Source organism: Rheinheimera sp. SA_1 (assembly GCF_001669775.1).
Lineage (GTDB): Bacteria > Pseudomonadota > Gammaproteobacteria > Enterobacterales > Alteromonadaceae > Pararheinheimera.
In genome coordinates this window covers 304,884-327,068 of record NZ_LXWK01000016.1, presented here as the reverse complement: position 1 = coordinate 327,068, position 22,185 = coordinate 304,884, and the positions used below count along the sequence as shown (strand labels likewise).

The 22,185-nt window shown below is 49.2% G+C and carries 20 protein-coding genes; 14 read left to right on the top strand and 6 right to left on the bottom strand.

The window, feature by feature from the left end:
- Positions 1 to 109 precede the first annotated feature (109 nt).
- A complete protein-coding gene (locus tag A5320_RS13510) occupies positions 110 to 2,758 on the bottom strand; it encodes a glycoside hydrolase family 16 protein (protein ID WP_068065654.1) in 2,649 nt (882 codons plus the stop codon).
- 437 nt (positions 2,759 to 3,195) lie between these two features.
- Between A5320_RS13510 and A5320_RS13505 the strand changes: the two genes are divergently transcribed.
- From A5320_RS13505 to A5320_RS13460, 10 genes are all read left to right on the top strand, one after another.
- Positions 3,196 to 3,576, top strand: a complete 381-nt coding sequence (locus tag A5320_RS13505; protein ID WP_197490116.1) for a GntR family transcriptional regulator — start codon at positions 3,196 to 3,198, stop codon at positions 3,574 to 3,576.
- Positions 3,577 to 3,603: 27 nt separating this feature from the next.
- Positions 3,604 to 4,482 (top strand): ABC transporter ATP-binding protein, encoded by an 879-nt coding sequence (locus tag A5320_RS13500; RefSeq protein WP_068065653.1) that lies wholly within the window; start codon positions 3,604 to 3,606, stop codon positions 4,480 to 4,482.
- An 11-nt stretch (positions 4,483 to 4,493) separates the two neighbouring features.
- Entirely contained in the window at positions 4,494 to 5,228 is a 735-nt protein-coding gene (locus A5320_RS13495; protein ID WP_068065652.1) for an ABC-2 transporter permease, read from the top strand.
- 38 nt (positions 5,229 to 5,266) lie between these two features.
- Entirely contained in the window at positions 5,267 to 6,427 is a 1,161-nt protein-coding gene (locus A5320_RS13490) for an acyltransferase family protein (protein ID WP_068065651.1), read from the top strand.
- Between the two features lie 440 nt (positions 6,428 to 6,867).
- A complete protein-coding gene (locus A5320_RS13485; RefSeq protein WP_068065650.1) occupies positions 6,868 to 7,542 on the top strand; it encodes an ABC transporter ATP-binding protein in 675 nt (224 codons plus the stop codon).
- A complete protein-coding gene (locus A5320_RS13480; protein ID WP_231916732.1) occupies positions 7,536 to 8,522 on the top strand; it encodes a multidrug transporter in 987 nt (328 codons plus the stop codon). The genes A5320_RS13485 and A5320_RS13480 overlap by 7 nt, the downstream gene beginning before the upstream one ends.
- Complete coding sequence (locus A5320_RS13475) at positions 8,519 to 9,562, top strand: HlyD family secretion protein (protein WP_068065649.1); 1,044 nt, start codon at positions 8,519 to 8,521, stop codon at positions 9,560 to 9,562. The genes A5320_RS13480 and A5320_RS13475 overlap by 4 nt, the downstream gene beginning before the upstream one ends.
- Positions 9,559 to 10,743, top strand: coding sequence for an efflux RND transporter periplasmic adaptor subunit (locus tag A5320_RS13470; protein WP_068065648.1), 1,185 nt, complete (start codon positions 9,559 to 9,561; stop codon positions 10,741 to 10,743). Before A5320_RS13475 ends, A5320_RS13470 begins: the two co-directional genes overlap by 4 nt.
- A 2-nt stretch (positions 10,744 to 10,745) precedes the next feature.
- Positions 10,746 to 11,981 (top strand): ABC transporter permease, encoded by a 1,236-nt coding sequence (locus A5320_RS13465; protein WP_068065647.1) that lies wholly within the window; start codon positions 10,746 to 10,748, stop codon positions 11,979 to 11,981.
- Between the two features lie 90 nt (positions 11,982 to 12,071).
- The gene (locus A5320_RS13460; protein ID WP_068065644.1) at positions 12,072 to 12,311 is read left to right on the top strand and encodes a type II toxin-antitoxin system ParD family antitoxin; all 240 of its coding nucleotides are present in this window, start codon (positions 12,072 to 12,074) and stop codon (positions 12,309 to 12,311) included.
- A gap of 356 nt (positions 12,312 to 12,667) precedes the next feature.
- Here the strand turns inward: A5320_RS13460 and A5320_RS13450 are convergent, their stop codons facing one another.
- Positions 12,668 to 12,856, bottom strand: a complete 189-nt coding sequence (locus A5320_RS13450; RefSeq protein WP_068065641.1) for a hypothetical protein — start codon at positions 12,854 to 12,856, stop codon at positions 12,668 to 12,670.
- Positions 12,857 to 13,246: 390 nt separating this feature from the next.
- On the opposite strand from A5320_RS13450, the gene A5320_RS22365 reads away from it, so the two are divergent.
- From A5320_RS22365 to A5320_RS13435, 3 genes are all read left to right on the top strand, one after another.
- Positions 13,247 to 13,603 (top strand): glycine zipper 2TM domain-containing protein, encoded by a 357-nt coding sequence (locus A5320_RS22365; protein ID WP_269454644.1) that lies wholly within the window; start codon positions 13,247 to 13,249, stop codon positions 13,601 to 13,603.
- A 114-nt stretch (positions 13,604 to 13,717) separates the two neighbouring features.
- Positions 13,718 to 14,545, top strand: a complete 828-nt coding sequence (locus tag A5320_RS13440) for a PRC-barrel domain-containing protein (protein WP_068065636.1) — start codon at positions 13,718 to 13,720, stop codon at positions 14,543 to 14,545.
- Between the two features lie 202 nt (positions 14,546 to 14,747).
- Positions 14,748 to 15,650, top strand: coding sequence for a dienelactone hydrolase family protein (locus tag A5320_RS13435; RefSeq protein WP_068065633.1), 903 nt, complete (start codon positions 14,748 to 14,750; stop codon positions 15,648 to 15,650).
- Between the two features lie 98 nt (positions 15,651 to 15,748).
- Here the strand turns inward: A5320_RS13435 and A5320_RS13430 are convergent, their stop codons facing one another.
- The 4 genes from A5320_RS13430 to A5320_RS13415 form a co-directional block, all read right to left on the bottom strand.
- The gene (locus tag A5320_RS13430; RefSeq protein ID WP_068066748.1) at positions 15,749 to 16,990 is read right to left on the bottom strand and encodes a cation:proton antiporter; all 1,242 of its coding nucleotides are present in this window, start codon (positions 16,988 to 16,990) and stop codon (positions 15,749 to 15,751) included.
- Positions 16,991 to 17,108: 118 nt separating this feature from the next.
- Positions 17,109 to 18,143, bottom strand: a complete 1,035-nt coding sequence (locus A5320_RS13425) for a sulfate ABC transporter substrate-binding protein (protein WP_068065629.1) — start codon at positions 18,141 to 18,143, stop codon at positions 17,109 to 17,111.
- 228 nt (positions 18,144 to 18,371) lie between these two features.
- A complete protein-coding gene (locus A5320_RS13420; RefSeq protein ID WP_068065628.1) occupies positions 18,372 to 18,782 on the bottom strand; it encodes an OsmC family protein in 411 nt (136 codons plus the stop codon).
- Between the two features lie 61 nt (positions 18,783 to 18,843).
- Positions 18,844 to 19,785, bottom strand: coding sequence for a pirin family protein (locus tag A5320_RS13415; protein WP_068065626.1), 942 nt, complete (start codon positions 19,783 to 19,785; stop codon positions 18,844 to 18,846).
- A 207-nt stretch (positions 19,786 to 19,992) separates the two neighbouring features.
- Between A5320_RS13415 and A5320_RS13410 the strand changes: the two genes are divergently transcribed.
- Positions 19,993 to 22,122, top strand: a complete 2,130-nt coding sequence (locus tag A5320_RS13410; RefSeq protein WP_068065623.1) for a TonB-dependent siderophore receptor — start codon at positions 19,993 to 19,995, stop codon at positions 22,120 to 22,122.
- The last annotated feature ends 63 nt before the right edge of the window (positions 22,123 to 22,185 follow it).

Sequence of the window (22,185 nt, the reverse complement as noted above, 5' to 3'; positions counted from 1 at the left end):
AACCTGTCTGTGCAATTTTGTTATCGTTATCTGGGAATCCTGTTGGCCGATTTTGATCGACGCCGGATCCCCGTTGCGAATAGTCGAACTGAGTGGCGGCGCCACCGGCCTATGGGTTGGCAATCACCACGTTATCCAGTCGGTACACCGCGCCATTGCCAGAACCCCAGGCCGGAAAAACCATCAACACATCAATAGCGCTGATATCGAGGCCGGCATCAAACAGGGTTTTTAACGGGAAGGTGTAGGTTTGCCATTGGCCGGTGACAGGCGCTTTGCCTTCAATACTGGCCGACAGGTCAAGTTCTACTGCTGAGCTGGCGTTATCAGACTCAATTTTGAATTTCCAGGCAGCACCAGCGGTTGAGGGCGCTGAAATCACTTTCATTTCAAAACGTACCACACCATTTTGCAGCAGCGCACTGGCGTCAAACGACACATCTGCAGCGGCCTGAATACCCATCACCGTTGGCGCAGCGCCAATGATGTATTGGGCTGTGGCGCCATGCGCTGCGTCATCTTGTTCGACCGTTGGTGTACTGCCACCACAACAATCCCAGATTGACCATTTGTCGGCGGCTTTATCGGCAAACAACAGCAGGCCATCGACTACCGGAATATCGCTTGAAGGGTGGTAGATGCGAGCATTATCAACCCGATACACTGCGCCATTGCCGCTGCCCCAGGCCGGGAAAATCATCACCACGTCGATGGCGCTGACATCAAGACCGGCTGCAGCTAAATCGGCCAGTTTATAGGTGTAGGTTTGCCATTTGCCGGTTTCCGGTGCCTTGGCTTCTAAGCTCGCGGTGAAATCAAGTTCAACTGCGCTGGAACCACCATCGGCTTCAACTTTAAACTTCCAGGCGGCGTTTGGTGTACTAGGAGCGCTGACCATTTTCATTTGGAATTGCACCACACCACCGTCCAGAATGGCAGTCGCGTCAAAAGGTTTATCGCTGCCACCATTGGCGGCGCGGGTGATAAAGCCCATGACAGTTGGGGTGGCGCCGATGCTGAATTCTGCAACTGCACCATGTTCGGCGTCATCGACTTGTTCGGTTGGGGTGGAACCGCCACAACAATCCCACATAGGCCAGTCGAGGTTTTTGCCGTCTTTGAATAACACCAGCTGTGGTTTGGCAACTGGCGCCTGACCAATTTTCAGGTTATCAATGCGATACACTGCACCTTCACCGCTGCCCCAGGCCGGGAAAATCATCACCACATCAATAGCGGCTAAATCTAAACCAGCGGCTGCCAGGGTGCTTAATGGAAAGGAATAACTCTGCCATTTGCCGACTGCCGGAGCCGGGCCACCAACGGTTAAATCAAGCTCGGCGGCGGTAGAGCCTTCAGAGCTTTCCACTTTAAATTTCCAGACTGCCGCCGGGTTATTGGGCGCAGAAATCAGCTGCATATCAAAAGTAACATTGCCAGTGGCGGCCATGGGCGAACCGTCAAACGGCGTTGCCACCCCAGCAGGATCTTTGATAAAGGCGGTACGGGTGACAAAACCATTGACTGTTGGTGCGGCGCCGACCAGAAATTCGTAGACGTTACCGCGATCCGCATCGGCGACTAACGCCGGGTTGGAACCGCCACAACAATCCCAGGCTGGCCAGTTTGGGTTTGGCGTGCCGTCAAAGATGGTCAGGTTTTGTGGAATACCAGTGGATGGCGGGGCTGGAATTGGCGCTTTGCCTTCGACCAGACCATCGGTGAGTTTATCGTAACCAGGACGGACGGTTTCACAACCTTTACCAGTGGTTGGGTTGACTTTACATTCATACACCCGAACATAATCAACAATTAAACTTTGACCTTTTGCAAAAGCGGCAGCGTCGATACCACCGTTATTGACGTTCTCCGGCCAGTTACCGCCGACGGCCAGGTTTAAAATCATAAAGAACTTTTGGTCAAAGGGGGCTTTGTCCCAGTGCAGCTCTTTCTCGCCGGTACCCTGGTTAAAATATTCGGTGTACCAGCCACGATGTTTCAGACCGACCGCCTGATCTTTGGCGTTATAACGCACTTCAGATTGACGTTGTGTGGCAAACAAATAACCATCGACATACCAGCGAATTTCGCCTTCCTGCCACTCTATGGCATAAGTGTGGAAATCATCGGCCGGGTTTTTACCTTCTGGTAAAGCATACCCTTTGCCGCTACTGAGATTGTTCGGCCACTCACGACCATAGTGCAGGGTACCGTGGACATTGGCTTCGGCTACACCAGCTGCATTGGTGACCTTTAAATTAACCGCTTCCATAATGTCAATTTCGCCGGATTTGGGCCAGCTACCATAAAACGAATCGGTGGGCATCATCCAGAACGCCGGCCAGCTGCCTTGACCTGAAGGTAATTTAGCCTTCATTTCAAAACGACCGTATTTAAAATCAGCTTTTTTCTGGGTGGTTAAGCGGGCTGAGGTATAAGGTTTGTCAGCACCGGTTGCGGCCGGTAGTGCCACGATATTCAGCATGCCGCTGCTGATAAAGGCGTTTTTCTTATCGTTGGTGTAACACTGCTTTTCGTTATTACCGCCGCCGGTACAGTTGATTTCAAAGTTCCATTTGCGGCTGTCGATTTCAGCGCTGTCGAATTCATCGTTCCAGACCATCACCCAGTCGGATACCGGCTTGCTGACATCCACTTTGGTAAAATCGGAATTGGTTTCAGATCCACCGCCGCAGCCTTGTAAGCCTGCAGTGGCGATGCCTGCAAAAAGCATGGCGTGTCGCATCGTTGTTTTCATTGTTGCTACCCTGTCGTTGAGTTTTTTTATAATAAGTTGCGCTTGCTCATGTAAGCGGTTTCAGAAAGCGCTTTCATAAAGTATTGCGTGATCGACAAAAGGTCAATTAGTAAGCGGTATTTTTTTCGCAGTTAACCAATTTAGCAGGGCATGTTTATTTCGAGCTGATGGTCTTTTTTGAGCTTTAGTGCAATTAACTGGCGGCTTTTTTTCAAAGTAAATGTCAGCTATGAATTGATATTCAATGCCTTTTAAGGACTATTGGTGTGGTAAAAGTCTCGCTGCTATTCCACAACGTTGCACCAATCACTCTTCATAACATTCAGCATCGTCGTTATTGTTATCGTTACAGCCGCAATATTCCACTTGACTGTGTATATCTGTATATATACTGTGTATATCGGATATGCACAGACATCATCATTTTAGGATATGTTATGAGTTTTGGCTTGTTTCTGTCGGCGACGGACAAGAAACCGATGTATTTACAAATTGTCGAGCAAATCAGCAGCAAGGTATTGCTGGGTGATTGGCCGGCGGATATGGCGTTGCCGTCCATTCGGGAGTTGGCAGCATCGACTCAGGTCAGTGTGATTACCGTCAAACGCGCTTATGCCGAGCTGGAACTGGCGGGGGTGATTGTGACTCAGGCCGGCCGCGGATCTTTTGTGTCGGCACACCCGGATTTGCAGCAGCAACTAAAGGAACAAGAATTTAAACAGCAGTTGGGGCTCACCATGGATTTGGCCAGGCAACTACAACTGACCGATGCGCAAATTCTGGACTTAGTACAACAGCAACTGAATCAACAGCGCTAATCGCGTCGCGAAAGAAGGATGAACCTAATGCAACAATTTGCTTTTGAAATGCGTGATATCAGTATCCGCTATCCGCATTTCTCGATGGAAAACCTCAACTTAGCACTACCAAAGGGGCAAGTGATGGGGTTGGTTGGGGTCAATGGCGCTGGTAAATCCACCACCATCCGGATGTTGATGGGGTTGGTGAAAGCGGATGCCGGCGAGGTGAAAGTTTTGGGTTACGATCTGCCAGCACAGCAGGTGCATGCGAAATACGACATCGGCTTTGCTTCGGATGATATGCGGTTGTACAAAAGTCAGACTTTACAATGGCATATGGACTTTATTCACAGTGTCTTTCCGCAATTTGATCAAGCCTACGCCAAGGAGTTACTGAAACGTTTTGAGCTGATTGGCGATCAGAAAATCAAAGGCTTGTCGCATGGCCAGCGGGTCAAAGCCTGTTTGCTGCTGGTACTTGCCAGGCGTCCCAAACTATTGGTACTAGACGAACCCACTACCGGGCTGGATCCGGTGGCGCGGGATGAAGTGATCAGTGAATTGGCTGACATCTTGCGCGACGATGAACGTAGTGTGTTGTTCTCGTCGCACAATACCCACGATATCGAAAAATTGTCCGATCAGATTGCCTTTTTAGACCGGGGTAAGTTGTTGGCGCTGGAAGATAAAGAAAGTTATTTGGAAAGGTGGGGACGCTTCAGATGCAAGCTCCAGCCGCATGCTAAAGAGACGTTCGCGGGCGCGGTCAGCATCAAACGTAACGGCCAATTGGCGGAAGTGATTACCGATCAATGTACTGCCGAGTACGGAGCAGAGTTGCAACAAGCCGGTTTTATGGTTTTGGAGCAGCACCGGATGTCGCTGGAAGAAATTTTCGTCGCCAATGTCAAACGCAGCAGATAGGAGTGGAGCTTATGGGAACTATTCAGAACAACACACTGACCAGCGCGCCCGCTAAGCAGCGAAATGGCGCCTTGAGTAATACCCACATGATTAAATTGCTGATCATTAAAGACTGGCAACTGATGAAAAAGTCGCTGGCAGCTTATATGGCGGGCGGCGTGCTGGTGATTGGCATGATGGGGATGGCGACACCGCTGATGTTTAATATTGGCGCTGTACTAATGATTACCTTGATGATTGTGATCGGCGCGCGCTCCGCGGTCGAACTGGTGGTCAACGAGAAAAAAGATCAAACCTTAGCTTTTATGATGAGCTTGCCGATTACCGCCCAAGATTATGCGCTGGCGAAGTTATGCTCCAATCTGGCGTTGTATCTGGTGCCCTGGTTGTTACTGGTCGGCGGCATGTTGCTGGTGATTGTCAGTACGCCGATTTACCACGGCGTGATCCCGATTGTGGTATTGGTCAGTGTGTTTATTCTGCTGTCCTATTGCAGTTACCTCGCGACCGCGCTGCTGACTTATTCCGAAGGGTACACCGTGACGGTGATGATTATCACCAATTTACTGCTGAACGGATTTATTCTGTGGATCTTAAGAATGCCGGCGATTTACCAGACATTGGAAGCGCCAACAGCCAGTTGGAACAGCACATCTATCAGCATGTTATTGACTGGAATTGCCATGATCATCAGCATTTTATTGCTGACAGCCTATCTTCAGAAACGAAAAACCAGTTTTTTATAACCCGCTGATTTTTGCCTTTCATTTGAGGAGTCGCGACTATGCAGCATGGTCTTGTGCCAGCACGTCTGTTTTATCTGGATAACCTGCGTGCGCTAGCCATGCTGGCCGGGCTGTTTTTTCATGCCGCACTGGCGTACAGCCCGATGTTACATTCATTTTGGCCCAGTGCCGATCCGAAAAATCACCCGCTATTTGACATCTTTGCCTGGGCCAGTCACCTGTTTCGGATGCCGGTATTTTTTCTGTTAGCCGGTGTTTTTTGTGCGTTGATGCTGCAAAAGTCGGGCGGTTGGGCTTTTGCTAAAAACCGGCTGCTGCGCATTGTTTTACCACTGCTGATATTTTTGCCGCTGCTATGGCTGGTCATGGCCTGGGTGATCCAATTTGCCCTTGCACATGTCACGCAAAAACCACCCTTTTTAACCTTTGTGCAGACGATGATGGCGCTGCCAGAACCACCCAAGCTGCCGCTGAGTACCATGCATCTGTGGTTTTTATATCATTTGCTGTTTTTATACCTGCTCACCTGGTGTGGCCGGGTGTTACTCAGCGATAGCTTGATCAATACATTGTGCTCAATCAAGCCTAACCTACTGTTACTGGTGATGATTGTTGCAGCTGTGCCAGCACTTTATGCGGTATCAGTACCTTTCCCGGCGCCAGAATGGATTTTCCCGGCGCTGTGGGCGCTGTGGTTTTACGGACTATTTTTTGCTTTAGGTTATGGCTTTTATCGCGACCCACAATGGCTTGAACAATTTGACCCAGATCGCCATGTTTACTTGCTTGTTGGTGGAGTAAGTTACGCTTTTTATTACTATTTATTGCCACAAAACTTAATACCACCGGCTTTAAATGCCGACACTCAACCGCAAGGTCTGCTGAAACTGAGCATCACGGCGTTTGAAGCTATCAGCGCGGTGTTATGGACCTTAACGGCGGTGCTGTACGCCAGACGCAGTTTAAATATCAGCAGCTCGTTGTTGCGCTATCTGTCGAAGGTCAGTTATTGGGTCTATATCGTACATTTGCCGCTGCTGTTTTTTATCCAGTTTGCGCTGACCGACCTGGCCTGGCCTATCGGCATTAAATTTTTGCTGTCGAGCCTGGGCACGCTGGCCATTAGCCTGCTGAGTTTTCATTTGTTGGTGTCATGGAGCTGGCTAGCCAGAATGCTGACTAGCGATAGAAAAACGTAAGCGTCAATAAATTTGGTAGAATGCGGCGTACTGCCTTCGGCGAGTACGCCCTACGCAAAACTTACTTAACTTGTTGTTTTAAATAAGAACCGTAGGGCGCTACTCGCCGCGTCAGCGGTAGTACGCCGGGCTAACGCGGTACATATTTTACCTTTATGTGCACACTGCGTTACATATAATCAACAGCTAACCCTAAATTCTGATATTACTTACCGACTTTTATATGGCAAACTCGGATTGATGATTATTTGAAATTATTTTCCGAACTCTGTTACAAATACCCACTGTTATTACCAATATACCCAAAATCATTGAAGATTCGGGTAGACGAGGGAGAGCGATCCCAGGAGCATAGTTGTCCTATGTGACTGGGGCGATCGAGCGAAGACAACAACCCCGAATCTTCAAGGATGAAGGGTATAAATTCAGGGACAAGACGGATGATTGAAGCGCGCCAGCTGAGGAAGGTGTTTGGACAGGGCGAAAATGAAGTCATTGCCTTGCACGATATCAATCTGACCATTGCTGAAAATGAATTTGTTGCCATCATGGGCACGTCAGGCTCGGGTAAATCGACCTTGATGAACTTACTCGGTTGCCTCGACCGTCCGAGTGAAGGCAGTTATCAACTCAATGGCAAGCTGATCAGTGAGATGAATGACGAAGAGTTATCCGCCATCCGTAATCAGCATATCGGTTTTATTTTCCAGTCTTTTCATTTACTTCCAAGATTAACTGCCGCCGAAAATGTCGCATTGCCGCTGCGTTATACCGAAATTCCGACTGAACTAGGGTTGGCGCGCGCCAGAGCGCTGCTGGAGCAAGTAGGGCTTGGTCATCGGATGCAGCACAAACCGCATGAAATGTCGGGAGGTCAGCGTCAACGCGTGGCTATTGCCCGGGCCTTGGTCAACAAACCGAAAGTAATTTTTGCGGACGAGCCTACCGGTAATCTTGACAGCAAAACCTCTGACGAAATTATGCAGATCCTGACGGACTTGCATCAGCAGGGGAATACCATAGTGATGGTCACGCATGAAGATGAAATTGCAGCTTATGCCAAACGGGTGATCCGGATGCGCGATGGCAAAATTATTGAGGACAAATCATGCTGATCGCACTGACTTACCTGATGTTGCTAAGCCCGGTGATTGCAAGCCCGGTGGCTGCAAGTTCGATGACTACAAATGCGATATCTGCAAGCGAGCTGCCACTGATGCTGACAGGCACTTTGCAATCTGAACACCGTCAGTCGATTGTGGCGCCACTCAGTGATAGCTGGCAAATCCAGGTGCAATGGTTAAAACCGGAACAGGAAATTGTGCAGGAAGGTGATTTAGTTGCAGTGTTTAATGCCGGCAATAGCAAAGCAAATATCGAACAGCTTAAAAATCAATTGATCTCAGTAAACGAGCAATATAAACAGATGGACTCTGAGAATGCGTTATTGGTAATGGAGGCCGAGTTTGAGTTAAAACGGAATCAGTTACTGCTGGAAAAAGCCGGTATTGATGCCGCCGTGCCGCTTGAAAACCTCAGTCGCTATGATTATGAAAAGTATCAACTGGAATTAAGTCGTGCCAGAACGCTGGCAGAGAAAGCCGCAGAAACACTCGCCATTGCCCGTATCACGCAATCGACGGTTCTAAAAAAACAACAATTGCAGCAACAGGCAACAACGGCGGAACTGGCCGAAGCCGAGTTACAACTGGGCAAAATGAGTATTTATGCCAAGCGTACCGGCTCAATCAATTACAGTTTACATCCCTGGTTTCGAACCAAACTTTTTGCCGGTGTGACTGCGCAGCCTGGCTGGTTGATCGCAGAAGTGGTTGAACAGCAAGGTTTATTTATTGAGTCTTGGGTCCACGAAATGGATATCAGCCGGTTAAAAGCTGCCAAAACTCTGACGGCACGCTTTGATGTTGCGCCAAATCAGCCCTTTACTGTGCAACTGACGGAACTGGCGCCGCAGGGTGAAAAACGGCAGAGTTGGGGCACCGGCATGTATTTTAAAGCCAGATTTAAGACGCAGCAGTTACCAGTGAACGATGCATTGCTTGGCATGGGTCTGCTGATAGAGGCGGCATTATGAGTGAATTATGTTTGCGCCATCTGGTCGTTGCCGTTGTGGCCGCTTGTTTGCTAAACGGCTGTGAACAACCGCAGGCCCAGGCGAAAGTCGTTATCCAGACACAACCTGTCAAAGCCACCGGCGAGCTGGTCGCTGCGACGTCGTTTAAAGCATCACCGCCCAGTGTCAGTCAGTTGTGGCAATACAATATTAAAGAGTTGGCGCCAGAAAGCAGTTTGCTTAAAGCCGGTGATGTGGTGGTTGGTTTTGACAGCCAAACCATCGCTGAGCAATTGGAAACCAAAACGGTGGAACTGCAAAGTGCCCGTCAGGAACTGACCAACCGGCAGCAACAGGATGAGCAGCGGTTTGAAGAGTTGAAACTGGAACTGGCGGAACGGAAAATGGAGTTTGAACGGGATCAACGCAAAGCCGAAATTACCGATCATTCCCGCTCGGCCAATGATCGGCGTAAAGCCCGCATCGACTTTACCATCGCTAGTAATCAATATGATTTGGCCAAAAGCCGGTTGGATTTTCATCAGCAGCAACGTCAAGCACAGGCCGAAATGCTGCAATCTAAAATCGCCAGGCTTCACAGTGAAGTCGAGCAGTTCAGCGACGAAATCAGCCGGATGCGGGTCACAGCGCCGTTTGCCGGGATGGTGATTTATGTCACCGATTATCAGGGCGAGAAATCTTCGGTCGGTGATACGGTGCAGTTCGGTCAGCCGATTGCCGAGATATCGCAGATGGATACACTGTATGTCAAAGCGGAAATTGATGAAATTGATGTCAAACGGCTGCAACTGGGGCAAAAAGTGCAAATCCAGATTGATGCGCTGCCGGAGCGCAGTTTTAGTGGCACCCTGACCAGCCTGGGCGTCGCGGTGCGCGATAAATCGGTGGAAAACTTAAGCCGGGTGGTTGATGCGCAGGTGAAATTTGATGCACTTGATACCGGATTATTGCGACCTGGCATGAGCGCCAGATTGAATATTCAGCCACTTGCGGCAGCGGCTCAGCCTGCGACAACTCAACTGCAGGACTCAGCCCCATGAAACATTTGAAAAAACCAGCTCTGGTGATGCTGAGCTTGCTGCTTGCCAGCTGCGACGAAAGCACAACTTCAGTGCCGACCTTTGAATTAAACCAGCAACGGTTACAGCATCAGGTCAGTGCTGAAGGTGAATTATTCGCGGTGAATGCAGTAAGTATCCATGCGCCAGCCAGTCGAGGCCCACGATTTATTTTTGAAATTTCACCGGAATTCAGTGAAGTAACGCCGGGTCAACGGGTGGTCACTTTCGACGCCACCCAACTGCGGCGGGAAAAACGAGAAGCCAGTACCGCTTTGGCCGGGGTTGCTGCAGACAAATCGAAAAAACAGACTGACCAACAAGGCGATTTACTGAAACTTGGCCTGGATCAGCAACTGGTGAAACGCGAATTTACCTTTGCCGACACCTTTAACATTGATGATGTGCAAATCCGCTCCAGGCTTGAAATTCTCGACTCAATGCAAAACAAAGAATTTCTGGCGGATAAACAACATTATCTGGGCTGGCAGCAACAAAGTTTTGAGCAAAAAAGTCAGGGCGAACTGGAGTTATTGCAGTTACAGCAGGATCAGCAACAGAGTTTACTTAGTCAGGCAGAAAGTGGCTTAAATGCGCTTGAAATCAAAGCTCCGCATAAAGGTATTTTACTTTTTGAAACCAACTGGCGTGGTGAAAAACCGGAAGTGGGCCGAATGGTGTTCCCTGGCGACAAAATTGGCAGTATTCCGGATTTGAGTTTGCAACACATTAAGTTGCAAGTGATTGAACAAGAAGCCAAAGGTCTGGCGGCCGGGCAGCAAGTACGGTTTGTGATGGCTGCTGATCCGGGTGAGCAATTGACCGGCAAGGTGCTAAAAGTCAGTCAGGTTGGACGTTCACGTGAACGCCGTGATCCACGTAAATATATTGATGTGGTGGTTGAACCTGCAGCACAACATCCGGCTTTTATGCCTGGTAAAAAAATCCGCGCCACCATCGAAGTCAACAGCCGTGAAAACGTATTACAAGTTCCATTGCAGGCCATTTTTACTGCTGAGCAGCAATCTTATGTCTGGAAACAGCACGGCAACAGCTTTGAAAAACAGCCGGTAAGCCTCGGTGAAAAAAGCCTGACCCACGCTGAAGTACTGACCGGGCTTGCGGCTGAAGATCGCATCGCCCTTATTGATATAGGAAGCTGAGCATGAAGTATCAGGCACTACTTAAAGATACTGCCGCTGAACTGGCGCAGCACAAATTACGAACTTTTCTGACTTTACTCGGGATGATTTTTGGCGTTGGCGCGGTGATCGCGATGCTGAATATCGGCGAGGGTGCCGAACGGGAAGCGTTAAAAACTATTGAAACCATGGGTTTACGAAACTTAATTGTGGAAGGTAAAACCTTTGATGAAAAAACATTATTAGAGCAGCGCAAACATTCGCTTGGTCTGACGCAAAGCGATATGCAAACCGCAGTGAGTACCTTGCCCGGTATTACCGGTTTTAGTGCCGAACGTTCGTTGGATACTTATGCCTTGTTAAGCCATCACGCCAAAAGTGATGCCAAAGCGATTGGCGTCAGTGCCAGTTATATGGAGTTAAGTAATTTAGCCTTTGCAGCGGGGCGGAATTTTACCGAACAAGAAGATTTGTATGCGGCGCAAGTGGCGGTATTGGGTTCACAACTGGCGCAGACCTTATTTCCGGAAGGGAATGCGCTGGGACAACCGGTGAAGGTAAATCATGTCTGGTTAAAAGTGATCGGCGTTTTGGCATCGCGTGACCAGGATCAGCAGGAATTTCAGGGCATTAAACTAGGTGGTGAACAAAATCAGCTGTTTTTACCGCTAAACACCGCGACCAGCCGGTTCCGCTCACTGCCGCTTGGCGCTGAACTCAGCGGTTTCAGATTGCAACTGGAAGACAGCGAACAAACTGCGATGACCGCCCGGGCGCTGGATTTTTTACTCAAACAGCGGCATAAAGACATCGACGACTATCAGCTGGTGGTGCCTGCGGCCTTGCTGGCGCAACAAAAACAAACCCAACAGATTTTTAATATCGTGATGTCCTGTGTCGCTGGGATTTCGTTACTGGTCGGCGGTATCGGCATTATGAATATCATGCTTGCCACAGTGCTGGAACGAACCAAAGAAATTGGTTTATTACGCGCCGTTGGTGCCACCAAACGCGATATCCGGCTGCAATTTGTGGCTGAGAGTTTTGCCATCGCTATCGCCGGTGGCATCCTGGGGATTTTGTTTGGGATTATTCTGTCGGAACTGATCGCCTTTTATTCCGAATGGGCGGTGTCCTGGTCAATTCCGGCAATAGTGCTGTCGTTTAGTATCTGCGCGCTGATTGGCATTGCTTTTGGTGTTTATCCTGCGATCAAGGCTTCCGAGTTGGATCCAATTACTGCGTTGCAGACCGATTAGGCGAAAGTTTATTGCACAGCTAAAACGTGGATTGTTTGGCAAAGTTGTTCATAAAAATCCTATTGTGCTTATAAATAACAGGTCTGAAACATGCCGACTTTGAACGTGTCGTTACCCGATCTAATGAAAACCTGGGTGGAGCAACAAACAACAACAGGACGAATCAGCAATGCCAGCGTCTATGTGCGGGATCTAATCAGACGCGATCAGGCACAGTCTGCCAAAATAGCCCAGCTGCAACATTTGGTGACTGAAGGCATTTCCAGCGGCCCTGGAACTCGTACGATGCAACAGATTGAACAGGTGGCGTTAGCAAAGTTGGCTCGTTAGGACATGGCGTACTGGCTCAGCCAACAAGCGGAACAAGACCTGTTCAACCCCCAATCATCGCAAAATGCCGGGTAGCGCCGGTTTGTTGGCCAGCTGTAGTTCGCGGCATTGCACTCATTCACGCAGAGCGGTAAAAAACAGAATTTTAATCATTGTTACGACCTCCGCGGATGCCGTCGCGTTGCCAGAGACTGAATTTGCCAACGGTTTTCTGCTGCAATTGAATTTGGTTAATCGTCAGCGCCGGGTCCAATGCTTTGCACACCTGAACGGGCTTTGAGAAAGAACACCGGCATGGGCCTGTTGCCGATCCGGTTTTTAAAAAGGGTGAATGATCAGTGCAGAGTTAATTGAGTTCAGAGCGCATTTTCAGCAGCTTCTTTAGCTTCCCGCACGATCGCGACACCGTTGCTGAACTTCGCCAGTGCATTGGTTTTATCCAGATCATCAAACGCCGTGACATAGGCGGCAAACAAGCCGTCAAACAACTTGCCAACATTGTTTTGATACGCCTTGTTAATTGCATCCTGAGTTAAATCGTCCATCGGTAGCTCCTGCTGTTAAGTGTTAAGTGAAACTAACAGTAGTTAACCAGTTGCCGCCGCTGAATTCAAGCCCGTTCAGGTGCTCTCAGATTTGATCTGCCCTTTGTTGCGGTTCTGCATAATCGTCTGTGGCACAGAGCCGCAACCGCTGTGCAACGGGGTGCGGTTGCGCACAGACAACGGCGTCATGTTTAGCCTAGATTCAGACTCCGCTTCATTTTTTGGATGCCCGACATGAACACATTCAGCAAAAGTGCTGCACATAGCATAGTGATCTCGTCACCAATTTCTGCAAATACCAGGTCACCTAAGACCACAGCAGCGCCGATTTTTACGGCGTTATGTTGTGTCATATTGCTGGCTGGGTGTAGCAATTCTGGTGGCAGAAATGTGCAGCAATCCGTACAGCAACAAGAACAAACCGGCACCGTCAGCAGTATTCAAATCATCGATACCGAATCCCGAGGCATCAGTGGTGGTGCCATTTTAGGCGCGGTATTGGGTGGTGTGGTCGGTAATCAGATTGGCAGCGGCTCAGGCCGTAAAATTGCCACTGGCGCCGGTGTCATTGGTGGCGCGATGGCCGGGAATGAAATGAGTAAACGGGCTAATGGCGACAATCAGTTGTATCGCGTAACCGTGCGTCAAGCTAACGGCCGTACGCAACAGTTTGATTATCAACAAATTGGTGACTTACAAATAGGTGACAGAGTGAGAATAGAAGGATCGCAAATTTATCAAATGTAAGGGCCATAGCCAGCAGTCGTGATACTTCGCACTGGTATGGCTGTTAACGCACAGACAGGAACGTACAGCAAGATTAGACTGAGGATCAACACCACAGCATGACAGGAATACATGATGATCCATACCTTCGAACAACTGCAAGATTGCGTCATTGAGGCGCAGGACGGTAGCATCGGACAGGTAACCGATTTGCTGTTTGACGACAAATCCTGGGTGGTGCGTTACCTGGTGGTGGAGACCGGCACTTGGTTACAAAGCCGTAAAGTGCTGATTTCACCCATTTCAGTCATTGCCTGTCACTGGAACGCCGCCAGTATTGAAGTGGCGCTGACCCGGCAACAAGTGCAGGATAGCCCGGATATTGATGTGCACCAATCGGTCTCCCGCCAGCAAGAACTTAGCTATTTGAGCCATTTTGGTTACCCAATGTATTGGGGAGGCGAAGGGATCTGGGGCGCTGGTATATACCCGGGTGGGCTAATGGCCGGTTTTGATTTGGTGCCGGAAATTTCCAACCCGGCTGCAATCAACAAAGTCGCTGCGCAAGTCGAGCATCTGCATGAGGAAGACGATCCTCATTTACGCAGTGTGCACTCGGTGGTTGGTTACCAGATTAAAGCCAAAGATGGTGATATCGGGCACGTGGCGGGTATGTTGTTTGATGACAAACAGTGGACTATTCGTTATCTGGCATTGGATACCAGCAACTGGTGGGTGGGGCACGCTTTGTTAATTCCGCCACAATGGGCGATTGATATTGATTGGGCGAGTGCCAAAGTGACGGTGCCACTGATGCGTCAGACGATCCAGGATGCTCCTCATTACAACGCTGATCTGCAAGTGAACCGAGAGCTGGAACATGACATCTACCGTCATTACGGTCAGCCGGCCTACTGGAGTGGTCCGGCGTCTTCCAGACCAGCGTCAAACCGACCCAACTAGTCTCAGATGAAATAAGCAACTGAACCACCAAAGCCAAGGGGGATCATTAAAACTCACCTTGGCTGGAGTTCATCGCATTGCCAGTATTAACTGTTGCTAACGCTCGATGTCTGCCTATGATTGTTATCGAAACAATTACTTAACTCATTAGTTAGCGCATCAGTTCGTCGATACGTTAACCAAGCTGGCAGGTATCGATCCGATGACTCATAAAACCGCAAAAGATTTTGATCCACAAACGCTGCAACTGTTTGACCAATATGTGCATGGTGACATCAGTCGCCGTGAGTTCTTAATCCGTGCCGCCAAATACACTGTCGCCGGTGTGACCGCGCTCAGCGTGTTGCAGGCGCTAACGCCACAGTTTGCACAAGCGCAGCAAATTAAAGCCGATGATGGCCGGTTAAAGGCCGAATATATCGAAATTCCATCCCCAACCGGCAACGGTAAAATTCGTGGTTATCTGGTGCAACCGGTCAACGCCGGTACTGATGCGACAGCTAAATTGCCGACCGTGCTGGTGGTGCATGAAAACCGCGGTTTAAACCCACATATTGAAGATATAACCCGGCGGGTCGCACTGGATAACTTTATTGCTTTTGCGCCGGACGCACTGTTTACGCTGGGTGGATATCCGGGGGATGAAGACAAGGCCCGTGAGTTATTCCGTGGCTTGGATCCGCAGAAAACCGAAAACGATTTTGTTGAAGCCGCTGCCTTTTTGAAAACGCTGAACAAAGGTAATGGCAAAGTAGGGGTAGTGGGTTTTTGCTACGGCGGCGGCATTGCCAATGCACTCGCGACCCGCGTGTCAGACTTAGGCGCTGCAGTACCGTTTTATGGCCGGCAGGGCGATGTCGCGAAAGTGGCTGCGATTCAGGCTCCGCTGCTTATTCATTATGCCAGCAATGACGAACGGGTGAATGCCGGTGCCAAAGCTTATGATGATGCGTTAAAAGCCGCCGGAAAAAATGCGACGTCTTTTGTCTATGCTGATACCGAACATGGTTTTAACAACGACACCACACCACGTTATGACAAAGCTGCGGCAGAACTGGCGTGGCAGCGGACAATTGCCTTTTTTAACCAGCATTTGCGCAGTTAACCCGCAGATTGCAAACGTAGATCTGAAGAATAAACAACCAGTACAAATACCCACAGCAAAGCTAAATAGAATTGGCTTTGCTGTGGTTGTAAAAATGACTAATGAATTTTCGCTCGAAACGAGGGCCGCCGTTGTAGCCAGTTAAACAGCGGCGTAGCCATCATGGTGGTGATCACCGTCATCAGCACTAACACCGAAAATAAATCTGCGGTAATGACGCCATTTTGCAGCGCGATATTCAGTAAAATAAGCTCCATCATGCCACGGGCGTTCATCAGAATACCCACCGCCAGCGACATCGGATGGTTTTCACCGCAGAGCCTTGCTGCCAGATAACAGGCCACCGCTTTGGCAAAAATTGAAGCTGCAATCACCGCCAATGCTACCTGCCACAAAGTGCCCTGGCTTAACACGGACAAATCGGTTTTCAGCCCGGACACTGCGAAAAACAGCGGCACCAGACCAATTAACACTACCGGTTGTAAACGTTTGACTAAATGCCCGGCAAGTTTACCGCGGGGCATCGCCACTCCCAGCAAAAAGCCGCCAAACACCGCATGTAAACCAATCCACTCGGTAGTACTGACACTCGCCACCCACAACAGCAGGATCACCAACAACAATCTTGGGGTTAACCGGCCCTCAGCCTGGTACCATTGTTCCAGTTTTTGCGCATGCTGCCGCACCAGGGTCAGCATCAAGGCGCTGAAAATTACAGCGCCAATTACTGCTTTGTAGAATAAGCTGTCGTCGCCGCCAAAGCTGGCCAGCAGCAAAGCCATCAGACACCAGGCAGCCACATCGTCAATAGCGCCAGCTGCCAGCACTAAGGTGCCAAGTTTGGTATTGGCCAGTCCTTGTTCCTGGATCACCCGCGCCAGCATTGGAAAGGCTGTGATAGAGATAGATGCGCCAAGGAACAAAGTTGCCTGTGCCCAGCTGATATTGCTGGCAAACAATCCACCATAACTCAACAACCAGCTTGCCATCAGACACGCCATAATAAAGGGCACGATGATGCCAGATGCTGAAATGGCCAATGCACTGTGGGCACGGCTTTTGAACATCTGGTTATCGAATTCGAGGCCAACCAAAAACATGTACAGGCCAATGCCGATTTGGGCGCCAAGTGACAAAAACGGCCGGTATTCGGCGGAAAATAGCTGTTGTTGGATGTCCGGCGCGAAAGCGCCAAATAAGGTTGGGCCAAGTAAAATACCAGCGATCATTTCGCCGACGACACGCGGTTGACCAATTTGTACGGCCAGCCAGCCGACTACCCGAGCAGCCAGTAAAATCACTAAAATTTGAATAAAAAAGGCACTGACGCCTACCGGCATTGCTTCCACAACCATCTCCAGCATGAATAAAAACGAGCGCATTGTAGAGTGATGATTGTGACAATCACAAGTTTAAAACCAGCAAACTGGGTTGCTGGTGGTTGCATTGCAGGAATTATTAGCGCTGATAAATCTGGTCGAAAGAACCACCTTCGGCAAAGTGTTCGGCCATAGCTTTGTCCCAGCCGCCAAAATCCTGGATGGTGACGAGGTTCAGCGTTGGGAATTTGGTAGCGTATTTGGCAGCGACGGCTTGATCACGCGGGCGATAATAATGTTTGGCAGCGATTTCCTGACCTTCAACGCTGTACAAGTATTCCAAATAGGCGGTAGCGGCAGCCAATTGGTCTTTGCGGCTGGCGTTTTTATCCACCACTGCCACTGAAGGTTCGGCCAGTACCGAGAGACTTGGCACCACAATTTCTACCCGGTCAGCGCCAAGTTCATTCACCGCTAAAAAGGCTTCGTTTTCCCAGCTTAGCAGCACATCACCAATTTCACGCTGCACAAAGGTACTGGTCGAGCCGCGCGCGCCAGAATCCAGTACCGGCACGTTGCGGAATAACTTGCCAACAAAGTCTTTGGCCGCCGCATCAGTGCCGTATTGTTTTTTGGCATAAGCCCAGGCCGCTAAGTAGTTCCAGCGAGCGCCGCCAGAGGTTTTTGGGTTTGGGGTGATTACTTCAATATCGTTTTTGACCAGGTCGTCCCAGTCTTTGATATTTTTCGGATTGCCTTTGCGTACCAGAAACACAATGGTGGAGGTGTAAGGTGCGCTGTTTTCCGGTAAACGGCTTTGCCAGTTTTCCGGTAATAATTTGCCAATTCGGGCCAGCGGGTCAATATCACCGGCCAGCGCCAGCGTGACGACATCGGCGCGCAGGCCATCAATTACCGAACGCGACTGACTGCCAGAACCACCATGCGACTGGTCAATTTTCACTATATCGCCGGTTTTGTTCTGGTAGTACTTGGTAAAGGCGGCGTTGTAGTCACGGTAGAGCTCACGGGTTGGATCGTACGATACGTTTAGAAGCGTGATGTCTTTGGCAAAACTGCTGGCACTAAACAACAGCGCTGATGCTGAAATGAATGCCGCCGCTTTGAGTAATATGCGGGTGACACCACTGATTTTATTTAACTTTAAGCTCATCTGATTCTTCCTGTTATCTGTGGCAGCTGCAGCGGATTGCGGCCGTTGTGCCGCAATGCTTGTAATATGGCCGTCTAAACATCTGATTAAGATAATAACCAAGCGAACAAGAACTAGAAAGAATTGAAATATACTTGAATATATCAAAAGGAAATAAGAGGAGCAGATTAAGGACAGGCAGCAAGATGCATGTTGCTTGCTGCCAAAGGTGCTGAAGGTGGCTGCCGATTATTTTAAATGTGTATTCACCTGCACCGTTGTTGCGGTCATCAGTTTATGGATAGGGCACTTATCGGCGATGGCTAATAATTGCTGTTGTTCACTTTCTGATAAATCGCCGACCAGCTTCATACTTACATTTAACTGATAAAGCCCCTTTGCTTCCTGACTGTTATCGCGGTTAATTTCGACATCGACCCAATCCAGCTTTAGTTGCTTACGTTTGGCGTACATCAAAAGCGTAATGGCTTTGCAGGCCGCTAATGCAGCGTCAAAAATATCATGTGGATCCGGCGCCGAATCGTCACCGCCGAGGGCTGCAGCAACGTCCGCGAATAAGGTATGCTGCGTACTGTCTTGCTGCACGCGGATGGTTTGGCGAAAGGCGCCGCTTTCACTTTTTTGCAGATATATCGTCATGGGACACCTGTTTGCTGCATGCTTGAGTTGGTTAAATGCCTACCGGAACATTTCAATCGGTTTAAATTTTTGGCAGTGGAATAAATTCCAGTTCATCACCCACCACTTTTGGAAACTTGCCGTCCTGCCAATCTTGTTTCGCCTGCGCTATTCGGTCCTTACGACTGGAGACAAAATTCCAGTCAATAAACCGCTGGCCAATGGCGGATCCGCCAATCAGCGCAATACGGCAATGGCTTACTGCTTGAATAGTGACACCTTTGGCTGCGGCAAAAATGACCATATTAAATTCTTCAATCAGCTGATCTTTAATTTGCAGCGTACCTTTGGCCAGATATAAGGCTCGTTCTTCGGTATCAGGTAGCTGCAGTGTCTGGCCGGGTTGTAATTCGGCTTCCAGATACAAAGTTTCGCTGTAGGTTTTCACCGGCGAAGTCATGCCATAGGCACTGCCAATCAGCACCCGCACCGGCACTTCGTTCACTGTGGTCGCCGGAATCATCGCTGAAGGGTAATGATAAAAAGCCGGTGCGATTTCTTCAAATTCAACCGGTAGCGCCAGCCACAATTGCAAACCATGTAAACGATGCGGCTGTTGTTTTAGTTCTGGCCGTTCGCGCTCGGAGTGCACGATGCCGCTGCCAGCGACCATCAGATTAATGTCTCCTGGTGTAATGGTTTGCAGGCTACCCAATGAATCGCGGTGCAGAATTTCGCCTTCAAATAAATAAGTCACGGTTGCCAGATTAATATGCGGATGCGGCCGCACATTGATGCCGGAGCCAGCAGCAAATTCAGCCGGGCCCATATGATCAAAGAAAATCCAGGGACCCACCGTTTTGCATTGCCGGTTGGGCAGGGTACGGCGTACTGAAAACTCACCTAAATCGGTGGCGCGTGGTGTGATGATGAGCTTAATCGCGTCGCAGCCGTTGGAAAATTCGCATTCATGTTCCAAATCGTCGTTTTGTTGATCAGGGTTAGACAGGTCGGTGCTGGTCATTGGTTTTCCTTTCGCAAGAGAGAAGCAAGATCGAAGCTAGCAAGATGTAAGCGCTTTGCGTATTGATGCAGCATCGCTGTAAAGAGGGGGTATTTCAAGCAATTTTAACCGGAAATTAATCGCAATATAAATGCGAATCATTGCTAATGGCGTTTCTTTGTTGGGTTCCCTTCGGTATGATATGCGCAAATATGAGGAGACACTGATATGCCAAACCAAAACCACTTTATCAAATTGCCGTTAGTGATTGCGACCCAGCTGGCATTGTTCAGTTTAAGTGTGAGTGCGCAGGACAATGCCGCTGCGGAAAAAGACCTGGAACGAATTGAAGTTGTAGGGAAATACACCGTCAACGAAAATATCGATACCGCCACCGGTCTTGGTTTAAGTTTGCTGGAAACGCCACAGTCGGTCAGTATTATTACGGCCCAGCGTATTACCGATCAGGCTTTTAGTTCGATTAACGAAGTGGTTGGTCAGACCGTTGGTTTGTCGGCCAAACAAGTAGACTCTACCCGCAATACCTTTAGCGCCCGTGGCTTTGATATTGATAAATATCAGATTGATGGCGTGCCAATGGCCTGGTCTTTGGCAGGTGATTCCGGTGAAACTATTACTGATGTTTCTATTTACGAGCGGATTGAAGTAGTGCGGGGTGCGACTGGTCTGTTAACGGGGGCCGGTGATCCGTCAGCATCGATTAATCTGGTGCGCAAACATGCAAATGCGACCGACCTCACCGGTTATATCAATGCCGGTATCGGCAGCTGGAACAATAAATTTGTCACGGCCGATGTATCTTCAGCAATCACCGCTGACGACAAAGTGCGGGCAAGGTTAGTCGCAAAAAAAGAAGCCGGTGATAGTTTTATGAGCATCACTTCGGAAGATAAAACCGTGCTTTACGGCGTGATTGATGCCGATCTCACCGACAGTACGCTGCTGAGTTTTGGTAGCAGCTATCAGGATAACCAGCCGGAAGGTTCAACCTGGGGCGGTTTAGCAGCCTGGTTTACCGATGGTACTCAAACCAATTGGGATCCATCAGTCACTTCTTCCGCCGACTGGACCTACTGGCAATCGACCAATGCCAATACCTTTGCTAACCTGGAACATACTTTCAGCAACGGCTGGGCTGGAAAAATCAGCTTTAACCACAACAAGAATACCGCCGACACTAAATTACTTTATGTCTACGGCATGTTGGATAAACAAACCGGCATTGGTTTAGAACCATGGCCCTATAAAAGCAGCGGCTTTAGTAAACAAAGTAGCCTTGATCTGCAGTTAAAAGGTGATTTTGAGCTGATTGGCCGTAGCCATGAGTTTGTGGTCGGCGCGCTCAAAAGCAAACAGGAAGCACAAACCGACACATATAAACAGACTTCTGCTTATATCGGGATCGGTAATTTTTACCAGTGGGATGGCAGTTATCCCGAGCATACTTTTGCTACAACCGGCGATCGGCAGGAGGATGTTGAAACCGAACAGGATGGTTTTTACGCTGCAACCCGGCTGACGCTAACCGACGATTTAAAGCTGATTGCCGGTGGCCGCTTGTCGAGTTGGCAGCGCGAAGGCTTCAGCTGGGGTGTTGATGCAAACTTCGGTGATGATACCGTATTTGTGCCTTACGCTGGTTTGATGTATCAGGTTGCCGCAGACCATAATTTGTATATCAGCCAAACTGAAATTTTTAAACCGCAAAACGCCCGTGATGTGACAGGTAAATATATCGATCCGGTCACCGGCACTAACCGTGAACTGGGGTTAAAAAGTGCGTTGTTGAATGGTGCACTGCAGACATCATTTGCGGTGTTTCAGGTACAACAAGACAATCTGGCACAAAATACCAATATGCCATTCCCGGACAGACCGATTGAGATGATTTACGCCGCTGCTGATGGTGTCGAAAGTACCGGTTTTGAACTGGAAGTGATTGGCCAGATCTCTGAAATCTGGAAACTTTCGGCCGGTTATTCGCAGTTTAAAGCCGAAGATGCTGCCGGTACTGAAGTGAATACTGATCATCCACGTAAAAAGCTGAATCTGTTTACGACACTGGACATCGCACAGTGGGTGCCAGGTCTGGAAATTGGTGGTGGTGTGAGCTGGGAAGGATCCCAATACAGCGGCGTCGGTGCGAAAAAATTAACCCAGGATGCTTTTAGTCTGGTGAATTTAATGGCGCGTTACAGCGTATCTGAACAATTCTCGGTGCAGCTGAATATCGACAACCTGTTTGATGAAACCTACTTCAGCCAGATTGGTTTCTTTGAGCAATACGGTTATGGCAGCCCACGGAATGTCAGTTTAGGTATGACTTATAACTTTTGATGATTGGGGCAAGGATGCGCTTTAGTTGTCGCGGCATGTGGCGTATTGCCGCCGCCTCGGCGA